Below are 20,460 nucleotides of genomic sequence, written 5' to 3'. Positions count from 1 at the left end.
CGGAGAGTGATGGATGGCTGCTTTTGCGGATGACGTGCGGTATGGAATCAGGAGATTGCGGCGTTCGCCGGGGTTTGCAGCGACGGCCTTGCTTACGCTGGCATTGGGCATTGGCGCTACGACGGCCATCTTCACGCTGATCTACCAGGTCATTCTTCGTTCCATGCCTGTCGAGCATCCGGAGCAGATTTACAAGGTGGGCAAGGAGATTGAGTGCTGCGTGGATGGCGGCCTGCAGGATGACTGGCGTATCTTCTCCTACGACCTGTATCGCACCTTCCGTGACCATGTACCGGGCGCGCAGGATATGGCGGCAGTGCAGGCTGGATCGACCACGGTATCGGCGCATCGTGCGAATGAGACGGCGACGCAGCCGGTAGAAGTCCGCATGGTCTCCGGGAATTATTTCGATGTGTTGCGGGTGCATCCGTTTGCTGGACGCTTGATTCATCCTGATGATGATCACGAAGGCGCGGCACCGGTTGCAGTGCTGAGCTATCCCGTATGGCAGACGAAGTTTCATGGCGACCCGAGCATCGTTGGGCAGACGCTGATTCTGACGGGACACGCGATTACCGTGGTGGGCATTACTGCGGATGGATTCTATGGTGACCGCAATTCCGCTGACCCGGTGGGCGTATGGATCCCGGTAGCGCAGGAACCGGTGTTTTCGGTTCGGTCGCTTTCGAAGCAGCCTGCTTCGCATTGGATGGATCTGCTGGTTCGTGTTCCTGATCCGGCGAAGGTGCCGCAGATTCAGAATGCGATGCGTGGGACGCTGGTGCAGTGGTTGTTGGCGAATCGCGATCCGCAGTCGCGCGACACGGTGGAACAGATTCGTAAGCAGACCACGGAGCTGGCACCGGCAAGCGGTGGCGTCAACGATCTGCGCAGCGACTACGAGAAGAGCCTGACGATGCTGCAGATGATTGCGGGCTTTGTTCTGCTGATTGCGTGCGCGAACCTGGCGAACCTGATGCTGGTGCGCGGTGTGGCGCGTAGGCAGGAGTTGAGTGTGCGGTCGGCGCTGGGAGCGAGCCGGAATCGGCTGATCCGCGAGATGCTGGTGGAGTCTGTTCTGCTGGCGGTGACGGGCGGTGCGTTGGGGCTGGTTGTTGCCTACGTAGGAGTGAAGGGCATTCTGGCACTGGCTATGCGCGGTGCTGAGATTGTTCCGGTGAGTGCCTCGCCTTCTTTGCCGGTGTTGGGATTTGCGCTGGTGCTGTCGACGTTGACGGGGGTGTTGTTTGGGATTGCGCCCGCGCTGATTGCATCACGTACAAATCCTGCTGAGGCGTTGCGTGGTGCGAATCGAACAACGGGACACAGCGGTGGCTTGCAGAAGACGCTGGTGGTGCTGCAGGCGGCGTTGTCTGTGGCGTTGCTGAGCACGGCCGGTTTGCTGATCATGAGTTTGAACAAGCTGGAGTCGCAGAACTTCCGCTTTGAAACCAAGGGCAGAGTGATTGCCTTCATCGATCTGGCGGCAGCGGGATACAAGTACGAACAACTTGATGGGTTGTATCGGCAGATTGATCAGGCGTTTGCTGGGCTTCCCGGTTTGCACGATGTTTCGTACGCGACCTACGGGCCGATGGCGTTCAACAATTGGGGTACGAATGTGGCCGTGGAAGGCGGCAACCCAGATGACAAGTTGAATGTGAGTTACTCGTCAGTGAGTCCGCACTTTTTTGACTCAGTGGGTCAGAAGCTGATGCTGGGCAGGACTTTTTCAGAACATGATTCTGCGACGAGTACGCATGTGGCCGTGGTGAATCAGCAGTTTGTGAAGAAGATACTGAAGGGCGCGTATCCGATTGGCAAGCGGTTTGGTGAAGACCGCAGAATGACCGGCGAGTTTCAGATTGTGGGCGTGGTGGATGATTCGAAGTACGGGAATCCTTCACGAGAGACTCGCGCGATGTTCTTCACGCCGATGAGCCAGACGTCAGACTACAGCGGTATTAATGCTCCTGCGGCGGAGATTGAGCGAGCGACGAAAGGCGAGCAGTACAAGCACTTTGCGTCGAACCTGATTGCTCGCTATGACGGCGATCCTTCGATTGCGACGGCGACGATTCGAAGGATTGTGAACCAGATCAATCCGGATATTGCGATCACTCGATTGACGACCTATGACGATCAGGTGAGCAATTACTTCACGCAGCAGAAGCTTGTGGTGCGGTTGACGACGATCTTTGGCACGCTGGCGCTGTTACTGGCTTCGATTGGTCTGTATGGCGTGACGGCGTACGGAGTGGAGCGCAGGATTCCGGAGATTGGCGTGCGGATGGCGCTGGGTGCGGATCGCAGCAATGTGGTTCAGCTGATCCTGCGCGGTGCGGCGATTCAGACGGCGATTGGCGTTGCTGTGGGGATTCCGCTTGCGCTGTTGGCGGGGCATTTTCTGCAGTCGCAGTTGTATGAGGTGAAGGGGATCAACGTGTGGGCGCTGTTGACGGCGTGTGGCGTGATGATTGTGAGCGCGTTGGTGGCGAGTGCGGTGCCTGCGGCGAAGGCTGCAAGCGTGGAACCGATGACGGCGCTTCGGATGGAGTAGATTCGTCGGTGATTTGAAATGAGACGCGGCTCCTGATGTTTCTGGGAGCCGCGTTCTTTTTTTAGTCTCAGATCACTTAGTTTTCGGATGGCGTTTCGATATGGTCGATGACCATGACTTCGATTGAAGTCTTTGTGGGGATGAGCTTGAGTCCGAGCTGTTCTTGCATTGCGGTGTAGATGCTAGTTGGCTTGTCGGGATCGGAATGAGAGTGTGTTGCGTCTACCGGACAGTAGCTCTGCGATTCGTCGGGTAGCCAGTTGAGATCGAAGTCGTATCGATCCTGCAGGCCGGTTTGATCGACGACGGGCTTCTCAAGGAATGCTTCCTGCATGCCTTTCGCTACGTCAGTTAGCGAAGCATTGCGGACTGTCAGAGTGATCTGGCAGTTATACGAGAAGCCTGTGCTGTCGCTGGGTTTGCGTGTAGTTCGTGCGAGCTTTGGGCCGTTGTTGGCGAGCTGGATGGCGTAGGCAGGAAGTACGCGGGACTCGTAGTGGAATGCGAGTTTGAAACGAGAGATGAGCAGCTTCTGGAACATCAGGCGCGACTGCGCGAGGTTTGGATGACCTGCGATGTCGGGCACGCCGTCGATATCGAAATGGATATCGAAGATGGGTGACGTGTTGTTGATGATTTGCTTCTGGTGCAGGCCGTACGAAAAGGCTATGAGTTCGCCGAGCGGAAAATTGAATGCGGTGATGTGGCGTCCGTTGTTTCGGATGCCTGTGCCGCGGGGGACGGAAGTGTCGCTTGGCTTGATGACGGCGACGTCGAATGATGGATCTGCGTCGGATGCCATCGGTACAGGCTGCATTGCGTTTGATTGCGCGGATGTGGTGACCGACGAGAACACCGTGAGCAGGGAGATGAGCGTGAGTCTTGTCAGCGACAGCATTGCTTTCTCCTCGCGATTGCGCGCAACTAACGTTATCAGTCAGTGAGGTTCATTCGACATAGACCGAGTCGTTCGCGTATCTGAGCCCAAACGAAAGATGGGGTGCCGAAGCACCCCACCTGTTTGATGGTTACTGAGATTTAGCGGAGAGCTTCCGGATCGTTCACGGTGTTTTGTGTGGCGTCGCCTGCGGGTGCTGTTGCGATGGCTGCGGTGCGTGCCGTGGCAACGAAGCGGCCGGGCCATACGCCGAGTACCAGGGTGGCGATGACTGCGGCAGCGAGTGCGATGTAGCCGGGGAAGCGGCGACCGTCTTCATGCGTGAACAGCGTGTCCGGACGGCCTGCGGCGGTGAAGCTGCCGGAGGTGGGTTCGTTGGGCTGCGGTGTGCTGTACAGGCGGATGATCAGGCGCAGGTAGTAGTAGCAGGCGACGCCGGAGTTCGCGAGGCCGATGATGGCCAGCTTCACGTGGCCTGCGTGCAGGACGCCGGTGAAGACGTAGAACTTGGCGAAGAAGCCGCCGGTGAAGGGAATACCGATCATGGACAGCAGGAAGAAGCTGAGTGCTGCGCCGAGAACGGGGTGGCGGAGCGCCATGCCGGTGTAGTCTTCGCCGGTGCGGACGGTTTCTTTGTAGCCGGAGATGAGCGTGATGACGGTGAAGGCACCGACGTTCATGGCGGCGTAAGCAGCGGAATACACCGCGGCTGCTGCGATGCCGTCCGTAGGGAGCGCGGTGAAGGCGCAGATGAGGTATCCCGCGTGTGCGATGGACGAGTATGCGAGCATGCGCTTGACGTCGCGCTGCAGCAGGGCACCGAGGTTGCCGATGCACATGGACAGCGTGGCGATGACAGCCATGAGGATGGACCAGCGCGGCTGGTAGATGGCGTAGCCCGAGAAGAGGATGCGCAGAAGGACGGCGAAGGCTGCGGCCTTGGGCGCGGTGGACATCATGCCAACGACCGGCGGCGGTGCTCCCTGGTAGACGTCCGGAGTCCAGACATGGAAGGGAGCCGCGGAGACCTTGAAGCCGATGCCGATGATGATCATGGCGACGGCGACGATCGCGAGAACCGGTGTGTTGGTGTGCGTGATGACGTTGGCGACAACGTTGATGTTGGTGGAGCCTGTGGCCCCGAACGTGAGGGCGATGCCGTAGAGGAAGAAGGCCGTGGCGAAAGAGCCGAGCAGGAAGTACTTCAGCGAGCTTTCGGTCGCGCTGGCTTCGGTCTTGCGGTAGCCCGCCATGATGTAGGTGGAGATGGACGAGATCTCAAGTCCAATGAAGACCATGAGCAGCTCGGTGGAGCAGCACATGAGCATCATGCCGACGGCGGCGAAGCAGGAGAGTGCGTAGTATTCGCCCGCGTGGCTGTTATTACCGTCGAGGAAGTCCAGCGAGGAAAGCAGCGAGACGACGACCACGAAGCAGATGACGACCTGGAAGAAGACGGAGTAGGCGTCGACGCGGATGGAGTCGCTGAAGGCATTCAGGATGCCCAGGTGAAGCTGCCAGAGCGTGAGGCCAGTGGTGACGAGCGTGCCGAGGACGGCGAACCAGCCGAGGGAACGACGGGACTTGCCAGCAGGCAGCAGCGGTTCGACCAGCATGATGATCACACCGACGAGGGTGAGGACATACTCCGGCAGAAGGGCCGTGACGTTGTTGGAGAGCGATTCGAGCATCTTAGCGTGCGTCTCCTGTGCGAATGGCCGAAGCAACGGCAGTGGTGTTGGCAGGGAGGCTCTGCGAATACGTCTCGGCTTCTACCTTGCGGATGGTGTCCGCAGGAGCAGGTGTGTAGCCGGAGTAGTGGACGCCGAGCGGATCGAGCGAACGCGTGAAGGTGGGCGAAGAGAGGCCCATGTACAGGAACAGCGCAACCAGCGGCCACAGTGCGAGGTGTTCGCGCGGCGTGATGTCCCATCCAGTTGTTTCGGAGGTGGTGGCACCGAGGTTTGCGTAGAAGACACGCTGGATCATGGTGAGCAGGTATGCCGCAGCGAAGATGACGCCGCTGGTGGCGATGGTCGTCCAGAGCCACGGGCATTTGGTCAACGTGTTGCCAGCGGTGCCGGAGAGGATGAGGAATTCGCCGACGAAGCTGTTCAGCATGGGCAAGCCTACGTTGGACAGCGCGGTGATGACGAAGAGCGTGACCATCCACGGTAGCTTGCCTGCGATGCCGCCGAGTTCGCGCATGTCGTAGGTGCCGTAGCGCTCGTAGAGGAAGCCCATCAGCAGGAAAAGCGCGCCGCCAGAGATACCGTGGTTCAGGATCTGGTACATGCCGCCGTCGAGGCCGTTCACCGTGAAGGTGAAGATGCCCAGTGTGATGAAGGACAGGTGGCCGAGAGTGGAGAAAGCGGCGAGGCGCTTGAGATCGTCCTGGATGAGAGCGACGCATGCGCCGTAGACGATGCCGATGGCACCGAGCGCGATCATCAACGGAGCGATGCGGTGCGACTGCTCCGGGAAGATGCCGAAGGAGAAGCGCAGCAGGGAGTAGAGGCCGATCTTACCGGCGAGGATCATGACGGCTGCGGTGGGTGCTTCGCTGATGGCGTCCGAGAGCCAGCCGTGCAGTGGGAAGATGGGAATCTTCACTGCGAAGGCGATCAGGAAGGCCAGGGAAGCGAGCCACATGCCGGCAGAGGTGCCGTTGATGCCGTGGTTGGCAGCGAGCGTGAGGAGGTGCGGGATCTGGAAGGTGCTGGTCTTGGCATAGATCCAGATCACGCCTACGAGAAGGATCGCTGACGGGATGAAGTTGTACAGGAAGTACTTCATCGCGGCCTTCTGACGGTTGCCGGTGCGACCGTAGATGGCGATCAGCAGCGTCATGGGGACCAGGGCCAGTTCAAAGAATGCATAGAACAGGAAGAGGTCCAGCGACATGAAGAGGCCGAGGATGGCCACCTGCTGCAGAAGGAACAGCGAGTAGAAAAGCTTCTGGCGGCTGGCGATCGTGCGCCATGAGGCGAGAACGCCGAGCGGAGCAAGGAGACCGCTGAGGACGATGAGCCACATGGAGAGGCCATCGACGCCGACGTGATAGTGAATGATCGGCGAGGGAATCCAGATGCGGTCGAACTCGAAGGCGAAGTTCAGAACGCGGCTGCCCGGTGCGATCACCGTCTGCGCCTGATGGAAGTTGACGGGCAGGTGCAGTGTGAAGACGAAGGTAAGCAGCGTGATGATGAGCGCTACCCACTGGTGCGATTTACCGCGCTGCGGCAGAAGCGCAAGAATTGCGACTCCGGCCAGCGGCGTGAGGAGAATCAGCGTCAGGATGAGGTCGTTTATTGTCATTGGTCCTCGCGCTCTCCTTACTTGAGGTGCAACGCCGCTTTAGTGGCGTGCTCGGTCAATGCGGTGTAGGTCATCAGCAGGATGACGGCTGCGGCTCCGGCAGCGAGCCATCCTGCGTAAGAACGAATGTTGCCGGACTGCATGCGGCGTGTGCCGTTGCCAGCCTGGCGGGTGAGGAATGCTGCAAGAGCGCCGCTACCGCTGACGAGTCCGCCATCAATCAGCGCGCCAAGGATGAGGCGTGAGAAGACAAGGATCGGAGTGACGATGGCGTAGTGGTAGATCTCGTCGACGTAGTACTTGTTAGAGACGAGCTTGTAGAGCAGGTTGTTCGTGGCCTTTGCGCCGAGCGTTCCGGGCTTCTTGTAATAGAAGAAGTAGGCGGCGAGGAAGCCTGCGACCGCGGTCAGCAGGGAGACAGCAGCGAGGCCGAGTTCCATGCCGCGTGATGCGGTTTCTTCTGCGGCGGCGTGTGCGCCTTCCATGGCCGGTGCGAAGACTGGTGCGAGGAACGCACCGATTTCGTCGTGGCCGTGCTGCGCTGCGGGAACGCCAACCCATCCACCGATGATGGAGAGCGCGGCGAGGATCGCAAGAGGTCCGAGCATGACCCACGGAGATTCGTGGACGCCGTGGTGGCCGTGTGCGGACTGGCTGTCGTCGTGTTCGGCTTCCATCACCAGCGTTGTGTCGTGACGGGAATGAACTGCGGCACCGTGCTGCGCGAGAGAATCGTGACCGTGAGCGTCGCCGAGGTTGTGTTCGTCAAAGCGCTCTGTTCCGAAGAAGGTCTTGAACCAGAGGCGGAACATGTAGAACGAGGTCAGGCCCGCGGTGATGAGGCCGACGGCCCACAGCAGGTAGTGCAGCGGGTTCTCCGTGTGGGAGAAGGTCTGCCAGAGGATCTCGTCCTTGGAGAAGAATCCAGCGAAGGGCCAGATACCTGCGATGGCGATAACGCCCATCGTCATGGTCCAGAAGGTGACGGGGATGCGTTTGCGCAGGCCGCCCATGACACGCATGTCCTGCTCGCCGGAGAGGGCGTGGATGACCGAGCCCGCTGCGAGGAAGAGAAGTGCCTTGAAGAAGGCATGCGTCATGAGATGGAAGACTGCCGCGCCATACGCTGCAACACCGCAGCCGAGGAACATGTAGCCAAGCTGCGAGATGGTGGAGTAAGCGAGGACGCGCTTGATGTCGTGCTGCACTGCGCCGATGGTGGCTGCGAAGAGTGCCGTTGCCGCGCCGATGATGGCGACTACGCCGAGTGCGAAGGGCGAACGGTCAAACAACACGTGCGAGCGAGCCACGAGGTAGACGCCTGCGGTGACCATGGTTGCGGCGTGGATCAGTGCCGAAACCGGTGTGGGGCCTTCCATTGCGTCCGGCAGCCAGACGTAGAGAGGAATCTGTGCGGACTTACCAGCGGCACCGACGACGAGCAGCAGTGCGATCGCGGTGAGGAAGCCGCCGTGCAGTTCCGGCTGACGCTGGATGGCAGCGAAGACCTGCGTGAAGCTCAGCGTACCGAAGTGGTTGATGAGCAGGAACATTGCGAGGAGGAAGCCGAAGTCGCCCACGCGGTTGACGACGAACGCCTTCTTGCCTGCGTTGTTGGCGGAGGGCTTCTTCCAATAGAAGCCGATGAGCAGGTAGGAAGCTAGGCCCACGCCTTCCCAACCGACGAAGAGGAGCAGGAAGCTCTCTGCCAGCACCAACGTCAACATGAAGAACATGAAGAGGTTCAGGTAGGCGAAGAAGCGCCAGTAACCCTCGTCGTCTGCCATGTAGCCGGTGGAGTAGATGTGGATGAGGAAGCCGACGCAGGTGATGACGCCGAGCATGATGAGCGTGAGGTGATCGACCGTGAGGGCGAAGCGCACGCTGAATGCTGCGGTCTCAATCCAGGGGCGCGAGGCTGCGGTGACCTGAAGCAATTCATGCGAGCGCATGAAGAACCAGAGCCACATCCACAGCAGGGCCGGGATGGCGGTGAAGAAAAGTGCGATAGCTGCGACACCGGCCTTGGGCAGCTTACGGCCAATGGTGCCGTTCAGCAGAAAGCCGGTGAAGGGAAGCAGCGGGAATAGCCAGAGCAGATGTGCGGGCATCGGTATGTATCTCGTCTCCGCTTAGTTCTTGAGCAGGTTGATGCGGTCCACGTCCAGCGTCTGGCGCGTACGGAAGATAGCGATGATGATGGCAAGACCGACGGCGGCTTCGGCGGCGGCAACCACCATGACGAAGAAGACGAAGATCTGACCGTGCACGGCGTGATGCACGTGCGAGAACGCAACGAACGTCAGGTTCACGGCGTTGAGCATGAGCTCAATCGACATGAAGACGGTGATGATGTTGCGCTTGATGAGGAACGAAGCAATGCCGATGGTGAAGAGCACCGCGGCAAGAACCAGATAGGCGTAGATGGGCACCATGTGTTTAGTGCTCCTTCCGTGCGAGAACCACAGCGCCAAGGATGGCGACGAGGATGAGGATCGAGGTGACTTCGAAGGGCAGCAGCAGGTCAGTGAACAGCGTCTTGCTGATCTCAACCATGTTGTTGACGCCGTTGTTCAGATGGCCACCGAGATTGACGGAACCCAGGGTGTCCTTCTCATGGAAGAACGTATAGCCGAGGAGGGCGACGACGCCGATGGCTCCCGGGATACCCGCGAAGTAAGCGGCCTTTGAGCCACGCGTTCGGTCTTCTTCACCTGCGTTGAGCAGCATGATGACGAAGGTGAACAGCACCATGATGGCGCCGGAATAGACGATGACCTGGGCGGCCGCAAGGAACTCCGCACCGAGCGTCCAGTAGATGACGGCGAGCGACATCATGACGACGATGAGCGAGAGTGCGGAGTTGATGGGGTGACGCTGAAACAAAAAGTTCAGCGCACCGGCCACACAGAGCACCGCAAAGATGATGAAAAGCGCGAGTTGCATCGTTCCGGCAAGTCCTTCGATCTGTTGCAAGAAGCGGTTAAAAGGCAGTTTGCTGGGGTTTCGGTTCCGTGTTGATTGTAACCGAGGCCCTGCAGTGGGTTTACCCCTTGAAGGCCAGCACCAATGCTGTACCTACGATGTTGAGCATGGAGAGTGGCAGCAGCCACTTCCAGCCGAAGCTCATGAGCTGGTCGTAACGGAAGCGCGGCAGTGTGGAGCGCACCCAGATGTAAAGGAACAGGAAGCAGAAGACCTTAAACACGAACCAGAGCACGGGGAAGAGGTGCATCAGGATCGGGCCACCGAAGGTTTCCGGCAGCAGGGTACCCAGCGGGGAGGATGCGCCGCCGAAGAAGAGCAGCGTAGCCACGCAGGAGACCGTGATCATGTTCGCGTATTCCGCCATGAAGAACATGGCGAACTTCATGGATGAGTACTCGGTGTGGTATCCGGCGACGAGTTCCGATTCGGCTTCGGGAAGATCGAACGGTGCGCGGTTGGTTTCCGCGTAGGCCGCCATCAGGTAGATGAAGAAGCCGAGGAACTGAGGCCAGATGTTCCAGCTCAGCAGACCGTGCGTTGCCTGGGTGTCAACGATGTCGCGGAGGCGGAGTGAACCGGAGCGCAGAACCACACCAACGAGCGAGAGGCCCAGTGCGAGTTCGTAGCTGATGACCTGGGCGGAAGCGCGCAGGGAGCCGAGCAGCGAGTACTTGTTGTTCGAGGACCAGCCGGAGAGCGCGATGCCGTAGACACCGATCGAGGTGATGCCGAGGACGACCAGCAGACCGATGTTGATGTCGGAGATCTGGAAGAGATCAACGCCGTGGTACACGAACACGTTGCCGAAGGGAACGACGGCGATGGAGACCAGAGCGCAGCCGAGCGCAATGATGGGCGCGAGCACAAACAGCGGACGCTCTACCGCGAAGGGCATGAGGTCTTCCTTGAGGAAGAGCTTGATGCCGTCAGCCAGCGGCTGGAAGAGGCCGAAGGGGCCGACGCGGCTGGGTCCCCAGCGGTTCTGGATCAGGCCGATGAGTTTGCGTTCGAGCAGAACCGTGTACGCCACCGAGGTGAGCGTGATGACCAGGACCACTACGATCTTGAGGATCGTGAGCAGGATGAAGATTTGCGTGTCTGTCAGATGCATCGCGGCTGTCTTATGTCCTTATCAGTCAGCCGGGATGCCGGCGGGTTCTACAGCGTACTTGTCAGCCAGCTCGGTCAGCTTGGGCGAGTAACGGCCCAGGGTGCCGGAGGTGAAGAGGGTGTCGTCGGCAGGCAGGATCAGGTCGCGCCGTGCTGGTGCGATCTGAATGAGGTCTGTCGGAGCTGCGGGCGACAGGTGCTGGTCGTTGCCGCTGAGAAGCTGCAGACGGAGCAGGTCGTAGCCCGGGACGAGGCGCTGGATCTCATCGAGTACTGCGAAGGGATCGAACGGCGAGAGCTTCGGCTCAAGGTTGTTGCTGGTGAGCCATACTGCGTGACGATCGGCTTCGCCAGCCTGTGCGCCGCGGGTCTGACCCAGGTCAGCGCGGAGTCCCGTGGACTTCTTGCCGAAGGGAACGAGTTCGCGGATGTTTGCGCCCATGGCGTCGGCCACGCGGACGATCAGCTCCAGGTCGGTGCGGACACCGGCGCGGTCGCTTGCCTTCTGTACGAGTTGCAGGTCGCCGTAGCTGTTGGTGACGGAGCCGGACTTCTCGTAGAGGTTGGCGCAGGGCAGGATGACGTCTGCGAGCTTGGCTGTTTCGGTGAGGAACATCTCGTGCGTGACGACGAAGGTGTTCTTCAGGTATTCCGGCTCGATGGAGTAGCGGCCTACCGGGTTCGCATTGACGATATACAGCGCGCCGAGATTGCCTGCGTTCGCTGCGTCGAAGATGCCGACGAGGTCGAGGCCGGGCGTTGCGTTGAAGCGCTCGCCGTACTCGGCTGCGAAGCTGTGCTGGCCGTTGAGCGGCTGGTAGCCGGGCAGCATGTCGGGCAGCAGGCCCATGTCGGCTGCGCCGTGCGCGTTCACGTAGTCGCCGAGGAGCGCGAATTTGGTGTTGGGCAGCGAGAGGCCGAAATCGATGAGGCGCTTCAGGGATTCGCCGCGCAGTTCGTCACCGATGAGGATGACGAGCGACTGCTCTGCTTTGACGGCGTCGCGCAGGGTGTTGAGGGCTGCGTCGCTGGTGCCGTTTGTGAGAGCTTCAACGGCTGCGCCGTAACCGAGTTCGTCGATCTGCGCGAAGTTCTTTGCCTGACGGCGGAGCTTGATGGCGCGGTGGTTCACGATGAACAGCTTGGCGCGGTTCAGGCGAACGTTGGTGCGCAGGTTCCATGCGGTCAGCGGCGCTTCGTTGGTGGGGTCGCCACCGACGAGAAGGATTGCAGGAGCGTTCTCGTTGTCATGCTGCGAGGCGAAGCGGTCGCGGTGGCCTGCGAGTGCTGCGGCCAGTGTGACGTAGTCGGCCGTGCGGTGATGATCGATGTTGTTGGTGCCGAGAACCGTGCGTGCGAACTTCTGCAGCAGGTAGGCCTCTTCGTTGGTGAGGCGGTTGCCGCCGATGACGGCGGTCTGCTTGCCAGCGTCGCGGATTTCAGCGAGCTTCTTGCCGGTGAAGGCGAGTGCTTCGTCCCAGGTGACGGTCTTGAATTCGCCGTTGGCTTGGCGGAGCATGGGCTCCGTGATGCGCTGGGGCGAGTTGGCGAAGTCAAAGCCGTAGCGACCCTTGTTGCAGAGGAAGTCGCCGTTGAGGCCGGACTTGTCGCGGTTGTCGCCGCGCATGATTTCGCTGCCGTCGGTGGTGGAGCGGACGCCGAGGGTGGTCTTGCAACCATCGCCGCAGTGCGTGCAGATGGTGGCGACGTGGTTCATCTCCCACGGGCGGGTCTTGTAGCGATAGGTGTCTGAAGTGAGCGCGCCTACGGGGCAGACGTCAATGCACATGCCGCACTCTTCGCAATCGAGCTTGGCGAGGCCGTCTTCGGTCTGCGATGCGGGGATGTTCGGCGCGATGACGGCAGAGGAGCCGCGGTTCTGGATGCCGAGAGCGTAGACGTCCATGCCTTCGCCGCACATACGGACGCAGCGGTAGCAGAGGATGCAACGCGGACGATCAAAGTAAACCGTGGGCGACCACTTCTGCTCTTCGCGGTGGTTCTTCGGCTCGGTGTAGAACGATTCAGCCGCGCCGTACTTGAAGGTCATGTCCTGCAGTTCGCACTGGCCGCCTGCGTCGCAGACGGGGCAGTCGAGCGGGTGGTTGCCGAGCAGGAGTTGCAGCGTGGCCTTGCGAGCCTGCGCGATCTCCGGCGTCTCGGTCTGCACGATCATGCCTTCCGCGACGGGGGTGGTGCATGCCGTCTGGAGCTTGGGCATTTTCTCAATGCGGACGACGCACATGCGGCAGGCCGCCTGGAGCGACAGGCCGGGGTAGTAGCAGAAGGCCGGGATCTGGATGCCCGCGGCCTTGCAGGCGTCGATGAGCAGCGTGCCCGCGGGTGCGGTAAGCTGCTGGCCGTCTACGGTAAAGGTTACGTCTGGCATTCCGTCCTCGAACTTAGTGCGCCGCGCCGATGAGTTCATCGGTGGTGATGAAGGCCTTCTCGGTGCGATGGCCCTTCAGATACTCTTCAAACTCGCTGCGGAACTTCTTCACGAAACCGAGCGTGGGCATGGCTGCTGCGTCGCCGAGCGGGCAGAAGGTGCGGCCCATCATATTTTCGGCGAGGTACTGGATGTTGTTAATGTCCTTGATATTGCCGCCGCCGTTGTAGAAGCGGGTCATGGTCTTCTTGATCCAGTCCGTGCCTTCGCGGCAGGGGATGCACCAGCCGCAGGATTCATGCTGGTAGAACTTGATGGTTCGCAGCGCGAATTCCACGATGGAGACAGTTTCGTCGAGAACGACGATGCCGCCGGAGCCAAGCATAGTGCCGGCTTTTCCCATCTGATCGAAGTCGAGACCTACGTCAATTTCTTCCGGCAGAAGAACCGGGCACGATGATCCGCCGGGGACGACAGCCTTGAGCTTGCGTCCGCCCTTGACGCCGCCTGCGACGTCGTAGATGGCCTTCTTCAGGTTGTAGCCCATGGGCAGCTCGTAGACGCCGGGGCGCTCGACCATGCCGCTGATACCGAAGAGGCGTGTGCCGCCGTTACGTTCGGAGCCGAGCTTGGCGTATGCCTCGCCACCCATAAGGAGGATGTGCGGTGCGGAGGCGATCGTCTCTGCGTTGTTGATGACGGTGGGACCACCGTAGAGGCCGACGACGGCAGGGAACGGGGGCTTGATGCGCGGAACGCCACGCTTGCCTTCCAGCGACTCCATCAGAGCCGACTCTTCACCAACTTCGTATGCGCCTGCGCCGGACTGCGTGACGATGTCGAAGTCCACGCCTTCCTTGCCGAAGATGTTCTTGCCGAGGAAGCCCTTGGCGTATGCATCGGCAACGGCCTTTTCGACGATCTTGAGGAGATAGCGATACTCGCCGCGCAGATAGATGAAGCCCATCTTTGCGCCGATGGCGAGGCCGGCGATCATGGTGCCTTCGATCACAGCATGCGGATCGTGCAGGAAGATGACGTGATCTTTGCAGGTGCCGGGTTCGGATTCGTCGCCGTTGACGAGAACGTACTTGGGCTTGTCAGACTGCTTGGGAACGAAGGACCACTTGAGGCCGGTGGGGAAGCCTGCGCCACCACGACCGCGAAGGCCGCTGGCCTTCATCTCATTGATGACCCATTCGGAGCCGCTCTCAATGGCCTTCTGCACTGCCTTGTAGCCATCGAGTTCGAGGTACTTATCGATGTCTGCCGCGCCTGCGCCGAAACGGCGGGAGAGGACTTTGACTTCATCGGGATGTGAGACGAGAACGGGCATGTTACTTCACGTCCTTTCCACGGCCTGCTGCATAGTCTTCGAGGATGACGTCGACTTTGGCGGGCGTGAGGTTTTCGTGGAAGTCGTAGTTGACCTGCATGGCGGGAGCCCAGCAGCAGGCGCCGATGCACTCAACTTCTTCGAGCGAGAAGAGACCGTCTGCGGTGACTTCCTTGTGGCCGATGCCGAGCTTGGCTTTGCAGTGATCGAGAATGTCGTAACCGCCGACGAGCATGCAGGAGATGTTGGTGCAGACCTGCACGTTGTACTTGCCCGCGGGCTTGGTGCGGAGCATGGAGTAGTACGAGAGCACGCCGCGAACGTCCAACTCGAGAAGGTCGAGACGCTGGGCGATTTCAGCGACGACGGCGTCGGAGACATAGCCGACCTCGTCCTGCGCATAAAGCAGCATGGGAACAAGAGCCGAACGCTTGACGGGGTACAAAGTGACAAGTTTGTCGAAGCGCGCGGCCGTGGCCGGCGAAAAGATGCTGTCGGTTACGGTGCTCACACGGTAATTATCGCCGATGCAAGACGTTCTGCGAACAGGTCCATCTCATCTTCATGGTCACCAACGATGGCACGCCCGTTTTCCGTGAGTTTGAAGGGCTTTGAATCGCCTTCACTGGTGCGGTATTCGTCTGGCGTGAACTGCATCCAGCGCAATCCATAGCGGACCAGAATGGTCGTATCGGAGACTTCGACGACGGCGTGATGTTCGCGTCCCAGAGAGTGGACGGCTGAGTACGAACGCAAGAGGGAAGCCCAGGATGTCCAGAGTTCGCGATGAAGTTGTGCAGTGAAGTCGCTCACCTCTTCACGCTATCGCATCTGTGGCGCTAGGATGTGGATGTTCCTCGCGAGGCGGCATTCCTGTTGCTTCTACCTGCGCTGCGAAACCTTCTCGCCGTGACGCGGATGGGGGCTGACCTGCGAGAGTGTGCTCAAAAAGCACGGAGGTCAACCCATGGCTAAGAATCAGTTTTCGTACCTTGAATTGCCCGCGACAGATGTGGCTTCGCTGAAGTCGTTTTACGGAAACGTCTTTGGATGGACTCACCAAGACTGGGGTCCGGACTACGCAACGGCGCATGGATCGGGGCTGGAAACGGGATACAACGGCAGCGATGAGGGCCGGTCAAAGGCTCCGCTGGCGATGATTGAGACGGATGCGATTGAAGCTGTGGCAGATCAAGTGGAGGCTGCCGGGGGCGCGATCACGCAGCCAATCTTCCAGTATCCCGGAGGACGTAGGTTTCACTTCACCGATCCAGCGGGAAATGAGCTGGCTGTGATGCAACCGAATAAACAGCACTCGTAATGCTTAGGCGGCAACCTGGCGACGTTCCTGCGGGATGACGGACGCGCTGGGATGCTTCTGCGTCTCTTCCGCGGCCTCGTCTGTGAGGAGGTTCCAGCCGTCGTAGGTGCCGTTCATGCCTGTGGCGGTAAGGACCATGTCGGCTACGAACTCCTCGCGGACGGCGTCGCGCAGGCTGCGCTTGACGCCAACGCGGATGCCCCAGCGGCCATTGGCTTTCCGCTTCGGATCGCGTGTGAGAATACGCGTGCCTTTGGCGAAGAGCGCCTTGCTGAGGGCGTAGGCGCAGTCCTGATCCTGACACGAGAAACAGAGCACGAGCGAACGTGTGACTTCCACGTTGTACTGCTGGTCGATCAACTCTTTGATGCGAACACTGTTGTACGCCGACTGCTGATCAAAGTTTTCCTTCTCGCGCAGATGGGTAGCCATGGTTTTGCCCTCGTGTCTGCAAATGTGATGCAGGAGAAGGCATGCAGCGTTTCTTTTCTTTTCGGATCTTTAAGGTTTTGTAACGTTGTCAACCAGTAATGGTGCAAAGTGCGAAAGATCAGGATCGATAGGCCATGATGTTCAGCCCCTCTTGCACCCGGGGAGGTTGGAAATAGCCGCAGATGGCGCGGAAATCCTCTTCGGTGGTGGTGGCGAAATAGAGGCCTTCGGGCTTTTGCTCGTTTCTTGTCTGGAGGCGTCGGAGGCATTCTTCTTCATCGACGTCCAGAAAGTGCAGGATGTGCGGGGCCTTCGCTTCTTGGGAGAGTGCGAGAACCCAGGCTCGATCCGTGATTCGATTGCCTGCGAAATCAAGCACTACGGACGCGCCTGCTTTGAGCGTGTCGACGATCAGTGGCGCCATGACGGCGCGGCATCGTGCGGACCACTTCAGGTAGTCCTGCAAGGAAGTGATTCCATCGGAGAGCTTTGAAAGCCAGACGTCTTCGCAGAAAAGCACCGCATTGTGTTCAACGGAGAGCTTTCGCGCCAGTGTGGTTTTGCCGGCGGCGAGTCTGCCCGAGATGAAGTGAAGTGTGCCTGGTTGCATCGTCTTCTACTCCGTGCATTTCAAAGAGAAACCCCACGCCTCATCGGAGACGTGGGGTTTCCATTGAGGCGTGAGACGTTAGCGGTCGATTTCACCGAGAACGATGTCAATGGAGCCGATGACGGCTACGACGTCGCCGAGGAGCTTGCCTTTGCACATGGTTTCCAGCGACTGCAGGGTGGCGTAGCTGGGGTTACGCATGTGGCAGCGCAGGGGCTTTGCCGTGCCGTCAGAGACGACGTAGTAGCCCATGACGCCGCGGGGCGATTCCACCGTCAGGAAGACTTCACCGGCGGGGACTGCGAAGCCCTCGGTGACGATCTTGAAGTGGTGGATGAGGGATTCCATCTGCGTCTTCATCTGCTCGCGGTTGGGCAGGATGATCTTCGGCGCGTCGGCCACGATGGGGCCTTCGGGCATGCGATCAAGCGCCTGTTGGCAGATCTTTACCGACTCGTACATCTCTTCGAGACGGATGACGTAGCGTGCCCAGACGTCGCCTTCAGTGCGGATGGGTACCTTGAACTGGTACTTCTCGTAGCCGGAGTAGGGCATATCGCGGCGAAGGTCCCAGTCCACGCCCGAAGCACGGAGCGGTGGGCCGGTGACGCCGAGGGCGATTGCGTCCTCAGGCGAGAGGTAGCCGACACCCTTGAGGCGGTTGATCCAGATGGGGTTGCCGCTGAGCAGACCTTCGTACTCGGCGATCTTCGACGGCATGATGTTGAGGAACTTCTGCACACGGGCGAACCAGTCGATGGGCGGTTCCATGGAGAGGCCGCCGATGCGGAAGTAGCTGGTCATCATGCGCTGTCCTGCGACGGCTTCAAAGAGGCGGAGGAGTTCTTCGCGCTCGCGGAAGCAGTAGAGGAAGACGGTGAGCGCGCCGATGTCCATGGCGTGCGTGCCGAGCCAGACGAGGTGCGACTGGATGCGCGTGAGTTCGTTCAGCAGGATGCGGATGGTTTCTGCACGTTCCGGAATCTCAAGGCCCAGGAGCTTTTCAACCGCCAGCACGTAGGCCAGGTTGTTGGTCATGGGGCAGAGATAGTCGATACGGTCCGTGAGGGGAACGACCTGCTGGTAGAACTTGGCCTCGGTAGTCTTCTCGATGCCGGTGTGCAGGTAACCGATGTCAGGCGCGAGGGAGACGACGGTTTCGCCGTCAATCTCAAGCACGAGACGGAGCACACCGTGGGTGGACGGGTGCTGCGGTCCCATGTTGAGGACCATGGTGTGGTCGCGCGAGGGGTCCTGGTTGTGGTGGCGCGCGTCTGCGACGACGTCGTCCACACCGGGGTTGATCATGTCAGGAGCGGCTACGGGTGCCATCTTGCCTCAATCCTTTTCAAGGGCGAACGTAGGGTTCGCAAGGTTGCCAGTAAAGTACGCGGAGTTTAGCGGTAGCCCTCGACGGGGTAGTCCTTACGCAGCGGATGTCCAACCCAGTCGGTGGGCATCATGATGCGGGTCAGGTTCGGGTGGCCGACGAGGCGGATGCCGAACAGATCCCATATCTCGCGCTCGTAGAAATTGGCGCTGGGCCAGACAGAGGTGATGGAGTCGATCACCGGATCTTCGCCGTCGAGCAGGGCTGCGAGGCGGATGCGCTGCTTCAGCCCCATGCTGACGATGTGGTACGTGACCTGGAAGCGCGGCTCGCTGGGGTACCAGTCGACTGCTGTGACGTCTTCGAGGAAGTTGTAACCGGCCTTCTGCACGGCAGTGGCGGCGGCGACGATGTTCTGCGGGGCGACGTAGATGGTGAGTTCGTCGCGATCAAACTTGGCCTTCACGGCGAGGTCCGCAAGCGCGACTACGGCCGGGTTGTCGGCCATGTGTTCGCGAACGGCTTCGAGGGAGAGGAGAGCTTCTGCCATTTAGAGGTCCGCCTTGTCGGTGCTCCAGTCGAGCACGCCCTTCTTCCAGACGTAAAACAGGCCTACGGCGACGAAGCCGAGGTACACGATCATCTCCCAGAAGCCGAAGAAGCGCGATCCTGTGATGTGGGGGAGCTGGCGATAGATTACCGCCCAGGGAAGCATGAAGACGGCTTCCACGTCGAAGAGGATGAAGAGCATGGCGACCATGTAGAAGCGGACCGAGAAGCGTCCGCGGGCGTCGCCGACGGGCTCCATACCGCACTCGTAGGCGCCTGCCTTGACCTTGCTGGCACGCTTCTTACCGATGAAATACGATCCGACGACCATGCCTGCAGCCAAGCCAATGGCCACGATGAGCTGGAAGGCCAGCGGAAGGTAATTCCAGATATAGGGATGTGACGTGTTCATGCCATCCTCTGAATTTCTTTAGTTCCGATTCTGATTCTAGTCGCAACTGAGGCGAGGGGAAAGACAGCGAACCATCAGGGTGTCTGCGTTTCGTCTTTCCGGCTTGATTTGGCTGGTATTGGAAGACCTGTTCCAGCGGAACGGCAAAGATGGTTGCGATGCGGAAGGCGACTTCGAGCGACGGGGAATACTTGTCGGCCTCGATGGCGATTACGAATCCTCTTAATTTCGTGGTATTCAGGTTTCACACTTCCCCGACTTCTATGCGAAGGAAAGTTCATGCCGGATGAGCAGAAGATCGACGAGATTGCTGGCCAGCCAGATAAAAATACGGCGTCCGACATCACAGATGGGAGTGTTGGGGCTGGAATTTCATCATCCGAAGTGTTGCCCAAGAACGCTGGCTTGGAGGAGATAGCAAAAGAAGTCAAGACTGGTGAGAAATGGCTCATCGGTGTTGGCCTGCTTGGCATCATCGTTAGCTCCATCACCGCTTTCATTTACTTTCAACAGTTGGTCGAGATGGTTGGAGTGGCTGGTCAAACTGATGCGCTTACTAGGGCTTATCGTAACCAAGCTATGGAGATGCAAAAACTTGCACAGGAGACTCATATCCTCGCTGCGCACGCTGATGATCAGGCTACTGCTGCTAGGGAGTCTGTGTTAACCGCTCAGCATGCATTGCTGGTAACCGCTCACTCTCAACGGGCTTGGATCGGGCTGAAAACATTCCACATCATTACGTTCTCCGCCTACAGGCCTGTCGAATTTGAGGTTGACATCATCAACACCGGTCAAACTCCAGCGTTGGCAGTGAAGTCTGGAATGATTCCTGTATGGCTCAAAACCATTCGTAGCGATTCCAGCAAGAAGGAAGAAATATCTAAAGCCAGGAAACTCATCGTTCTCAAACCTAACGAGTCTATCGGCCCAGGGCAGACTAGCAATCTCTTTTACACCACCGCCTCTGCACAAGTTGATAGTGGCATCAGCGCTGGTGGGTTCGAAGAAATTAAAAGCGGAAGATCTTCACTCTACTATCCGGGGCGGATTGAGTTCGACGATGTGTTCCATCGGCATCAATGGATTGAATTCTGTGTATACATCACTAGTGTAGGGCTTAATCAGCTCGAAATTGAAGGCTGTCCACTGGAAGAAAGCCGAATGAGTTATCAAGAAGAAACTAAAGACCTGCAAAAATGATCGG

The 20,460-nt window shown here is 59.3% G+C and carries 19 protein-coding genes; 3 read left to right on the top strand and 16 right to left on the bottom strand.

Features of this window, described 5'->3' with window-relative positions:
- Nucleotides 1–13 precede the first annotated feature (13 nt).
- The gene (locus M504_RS03055; protein ID WP_047487832.1) at nucleotides 14–2,560 is read left to right on the top strand and encodes an ABC transporter permease; all 2,547 of its coding nucleotides are present in this window, start codon (nucleotides 14–16) and stop codon (nucleotides 2,558–2,560) included.
- A gap of 76 nt (nucleotides 2,561–2,636) precedes the next feature.
- Here the strand turns inward: M504_RS03055 and M504_RS03050 are convergent, their stop codons facing one another.
- The 11 genes from M504_RS03050 to M504_RS03000 all read right to left on the bottom strand — a co-directional run bounded on the left by M504_RS03050 (nucleotide 2,637) and on the right by M504_RS03000 (nucleotide 15,412).
- Nucleotides 2,637–3,458 carry a TIGR03435 family protein gene (locus tag M504_RS03050; RefSeq protein WP_052200288.1) on the bottom strand — a complete coding sequence of 274 codons (822 nt, stop codon included), beginning with the start codon at nucleotides 3,456–3,458 and terminating at the stop codon, nucleotides 2,637–2,639.
- Between the two features lie 140 nt (nucleotides 3,459–3,598).
- Complete coding sequence (locus tag M504_RS03045; RefSeq protein WP_047487829.1) at nucleotides 3,599–5,149, bottom strand: NADH-quinone oxidoreductase subunit N; 1,551 nt, start codon at nucleotides 5,147–5,149, stop codon at nucleotides 3,599–3,601.
- Between the two features lies 1 nt (nucleotide 5,150).
- The gene (locus M504_RS03040; protein WP_047487826.1) at nucleotides 5,151–6,776 is read right to left on the bottom strand and encodes a NuoM family protein; all 1,626 of its coding nucleotides are present in this window, start codon (nucleotides 6,774–6,776) and stop codon (nucleotides 5,151–5,153) included.
- A 17-nt stretch (nucleotides 6,777–6,793) separates the two neighbouring features.
- Nucleotides 6,794–8,887, bottom strand: coding sequence for an NADH-quinone oxidoreductase subunit L (gene nuoL, locus M504_RS03035; RefSeq protein WP_047487824.1), 2,094 nt, complete (start codon nucleotides 8,885–8,887; stop codon nucleotides 6,794–6,796).
- Between the two features lie 21 nt (nucleotides 8,888–8,908).
- A complete protein-coding gene (gene nuoK / locus M504_RS03030) occupies nucleotides 8,909–9,211 on the bottom strand; it encodes an NADH-quinone oxidoreductase subunit NuoK (protein WP_047487821.1) in 303 nt (100 codons plus the stop codon).
- A 4-nt stretch (nucleotides 9,212–9,215) separates the two neighbouring features.
- On the bottom strand, nucleotides 9,216–9,722 hold the full coding sequence (locus M504_RS03025; RefSeq protein WP_047493236.1) for an NADH-quinone oxidoreductase subunit J: 507 nt from the start codon (nucleotides 9,720–9,722) through the stop codon (nucleotides 9,216–9,218).
- 100 nt (nucleotides 9,723–9,822) lie between these two features.
- Nucleotides 9,823–10,875 (bottom strand): NADH-quinone oxidoreductase subunit NuoH, encoded by a 1,053-nt coding sequence (nuoH, locus tag M504_RS03020; protein ID WP_047487819.1) that lies wholly within the window; start codon nucleotides 10,873–10,875, stop codon nucleotides 9,823–9,825.
- Nucleotides 10,876–10,896: 21 nt separating this feature from the next.
- A complete protein-coding gene (locus tag M504_RS03015) occupies nucleotides 10,897–13,263 on the bottom strand; it encodes a molybdopterin-dependent oxidoreductase (protein WP_047493233.1) in 2,367 nt (788 codons plus the stop codon).
- A gap of 13 nt (nucleotides 13,264–13,276) precedes the next feature.
- Complete coding sequence (gene nuoF, locus M504_RS03010; protein WP_047487815.1) at nucleotides 13,277–14,599, bottom strand: NADH-quinone oxidoreductase subunit NuoF; 1,323 nt, start codon at nucleotides 14,597–14,599, stop codon at nucleotides 13,277–13,279.
- Nucleotide 14,600: 1 nt separating this feature from the next.
- Nucleotides 14,601–15,110 (bottom strand): NAD(P)H-dependent oxidoreductase subunit E, encoded by a 510-nt coding sequence (nuoE, locus tag M504_RS03005; protein WP_047487812.1) that lies wholly within the window; start codon nucleotides 15,108–15,110, stop codon nucleotides 14,601–14,603.
- On the bottom strand, nucleotides 15,107–15,412 hold the full coding sequence (locus tag M504_RS03000; RefSeq protein WP_047487809.1) for a hypothetical protein: 306 nt from the start codon (nucleotides 15,410–15,412) through the stop codon (nucleotides 15,107–15,109). Before M504_RS03000 ends, nuoE begins: the two co-directional genes overlap by 4 nt.
- A gap of 154 nt (nucleotides 15,413–15,566) precedes the next feature.
- On the opposite strand from M504_RS03000, the gene M504_RS02995 reads away from it, so the two are divergent.
- Complete coding sequence (locus tag M504_RS02995) at nucleotides 15,567–15,920, top strand: VOC family protein (RefSeq protein WP_047487807.1); 354 nt, start codon at nucleotides 15,567–15,569, stop codon at nucleotides 15,918–15,920.
- A gap of 3 nt (nucleotides 15,921–15,923) precedes the next feature.
- Here M504_RS02995 and M504_RS02990 read toward each other — a convergent pair whose 3' ends face one another.
- The 5 genes from M504_RS02990 to M504_RS02970 all read right to left on the bottom strand — a co-directional run bounded on the left by M504_RS02990 (nucleotide 15,924) and on the right by M504_RS02970 (nucleotide 19,253).
- On the bottom strand, nucleotides 15,924–16,352 hold the full coding sequence (locus M504_RS02990) for a ribonuclease E inhibitor RraB (RefSeq protein ID WP_047487804.1): 429 nt from the start codon (nucleotides 16,350–16,352) through the stop codon (nucleotides 15,924–15,926).
- Between the two features lie 118 nt (nucleotides 16,353–16,470).
- Complete coding sequence (locus M504_RS02985; RefSeq protein ID WP_047487802.1) at nucleotides 16,471–16,962, bottom strand: ATP-binding protein; 492 nt, start codon at nucleotides 16,960–16,962, stop codon at nucleotides 16,471–16,473.
- Nucleotides 16,963–17,040: 78 nt separating this feature from the next.
- On the bottom strand, nucleotides 17,041–18,294 hold the full coding sequence (nuoD, locus tag M504_RS02980) for an NADH dehydrogenase (quinone) subunit D (RefSeq protein WP_047487799.1): 1,254 nt from the start codon (nucleotides 18,292–18,294) through the stop codon (nucleotides 17,041–17,043).
- A 65-nt stretch (nucleotides 18,295–18,359) separates the two neighbouring features.
- Complete coding sequence (locus tag M504_RS02975) at nucleotides 18,360–18,842, bottom strand: NADH-quinone oxidoreductase subunit C (RefSeq protein WP_047487796.1); 483 nt, start codon at nucleotides 18,840–18,842, stop codon at nucleotides 18,360–18,362.
- Nucleotides 18,843–19,253: an NADH-quinone oxidoreductase subunit A gene (locus tag M504_RS02970; protein WP_047487793.1), complete on the bottom strand. Its 411-nt coding sequence runs from the start codon at nucleotides 19,251–19,253 to the stop codon at nucleotides 18,843–18,845. It lies immediately after the preceding gene.
- Nucleotides 19,254–19,532: 279 nt separating this feature from the next.
- On the opposite strand from M504_RS02970, the gene M504_RS02965 reads away from it, so the two are divergent.
- A complete protein-coding gene (locus M504_RS02965) occupies nucleotides 19,533–20,456 on the top strand; it encodes a hypothetical protein (protein WP_047487790.1) in 924 nt (307 codons plus the stop codon).
- The last annotated feature ends 4 nt before the right edge of the window (nucleotides 20,457–20,460 follow it).

It is taken from the genome of Terriglobus sp. TAA 43 (genome assembly GCF_000800015.1).
Lineage (GTDB): Bacteria > Acidobacteriota > Terriglobia > Terriglobales > Acidobacteriaceae > Terriglobus.
The sequence above is the reverse complement of the archived record's forward strand: the minus strand, read 5'-3'. Positions and strand labels throughout refer to the sequence as shown.

Coding starts and splice junctions, on each gene's coding strand:
- M504_RS03040 (WP_047487826.1), bottom strand. CDS start 6,776: ATGACAATAAACGACCTCATCCTGACGCTGATTCTCCTCACGCCGCTG.
- M504_RS03050 (WP_052200288.1), bottom strand. CDS start 3,458: ATGCTGTCGCTGACAAGACTCACGCTCATCTCCCTGCTCACGGTGTTC.
- M504_RS03045 (WP_047487829.1), bottom strand. CDS start 5,149: ATGCTCGAATCGCTCTCCAACAACGTCACGGCCCTTCTGCCGGAGTAT.
- nuoF (WP_047487815.1), bottom strand. CDS start 14,599: ATGCCCGTTCTCGTCTCACATCCCGATGAAGTCAAAGTCCTCTCCCGC.
- M504_RS03015 (WP_047493233.1), bottom strand. CDS start 13,263: ATGCCAGACGTAACCTTTACCGTAGACGGCCAGCAGCTTACCGCACCC.
- nuoL (WP_047487824.1), bottom strand. CDS start 8,887: ATGCCCGCACATCTGCTCTGGCTATTCCCGCTGCTTCCCTTCACCGGC.
- M504_RS02965 (WP_047487790.1), top strand. CDS start 19,533: ATGCCGGATGAGCAGAAGATCGACGAGATTGCTGGCCAGCCAGATAAA.
- nuoD (WP_047487799.1), bottom strand. CDS start 18,294: ATGGCACCCGTAGCCGCTCCTGACATGATCAACCCCGGTGTGGACGAC.
- M504_RS03055 (WP_047487832.1), top strand. CDS start 14: ATGGCTGCTTTTGCGGATGACGTGCGGTATGGAATCAGGAGATTGCGG.
- M504_RS02990 (WP_047487804.1), bottom strand. CDS start 16,352: ATGGCTACCCATCTGCGCGAGAAGGAAAACTTTGATCAGCAGTCGGCG.
- M504_RS02970 (WP_047487793.1), bottom strand. CDS start 19,253: ATGAACACGTCACATCCCTATATCTGGAATTACCTTCCGCTGGCCTTC.
- nuoK (WP_047487821.1), bottom strand. CDS start 9,211: ATGGTGCCCATCTACGCCTATCTGGTTCTTGCCGCGGTGCTCTTCACC.
- M504_RS02995 (WP_047487807.1), top strand. CDS start 15,567: ATGGCTAAGAATCAGTTTTCGTACCTTGAATTGCCCGCGACAGATGTG.
- M504_RS02975 (WP_047487796.1), bottom strand. CDS start 18,842: ATGGCAGAAGCTCTCCTCTCCCTCGAAGCCGTTCGCGAACACATGGCC.
- M504_RS03025 (WP_047493236.1), bottom strand. CDS start 9,722: ATGCAACTCGCGCTTTTCATCATCTTTGCGGTGCTCTGTGTGGCCGGT.
- nuoH (WP_047487819.1), bottom strand. CDS start 10,875: ATGCATCTGACAGACACGCAAATCTTCATCCTGCTCACGATCCTCAAG.
- M504_RS02985 (WP_047487802.1), bottom strand. CDS start 16,962: ATGCAACCAGGCACACTTCACTTCATCTCGGGCAGACTCGCCGCCGGC.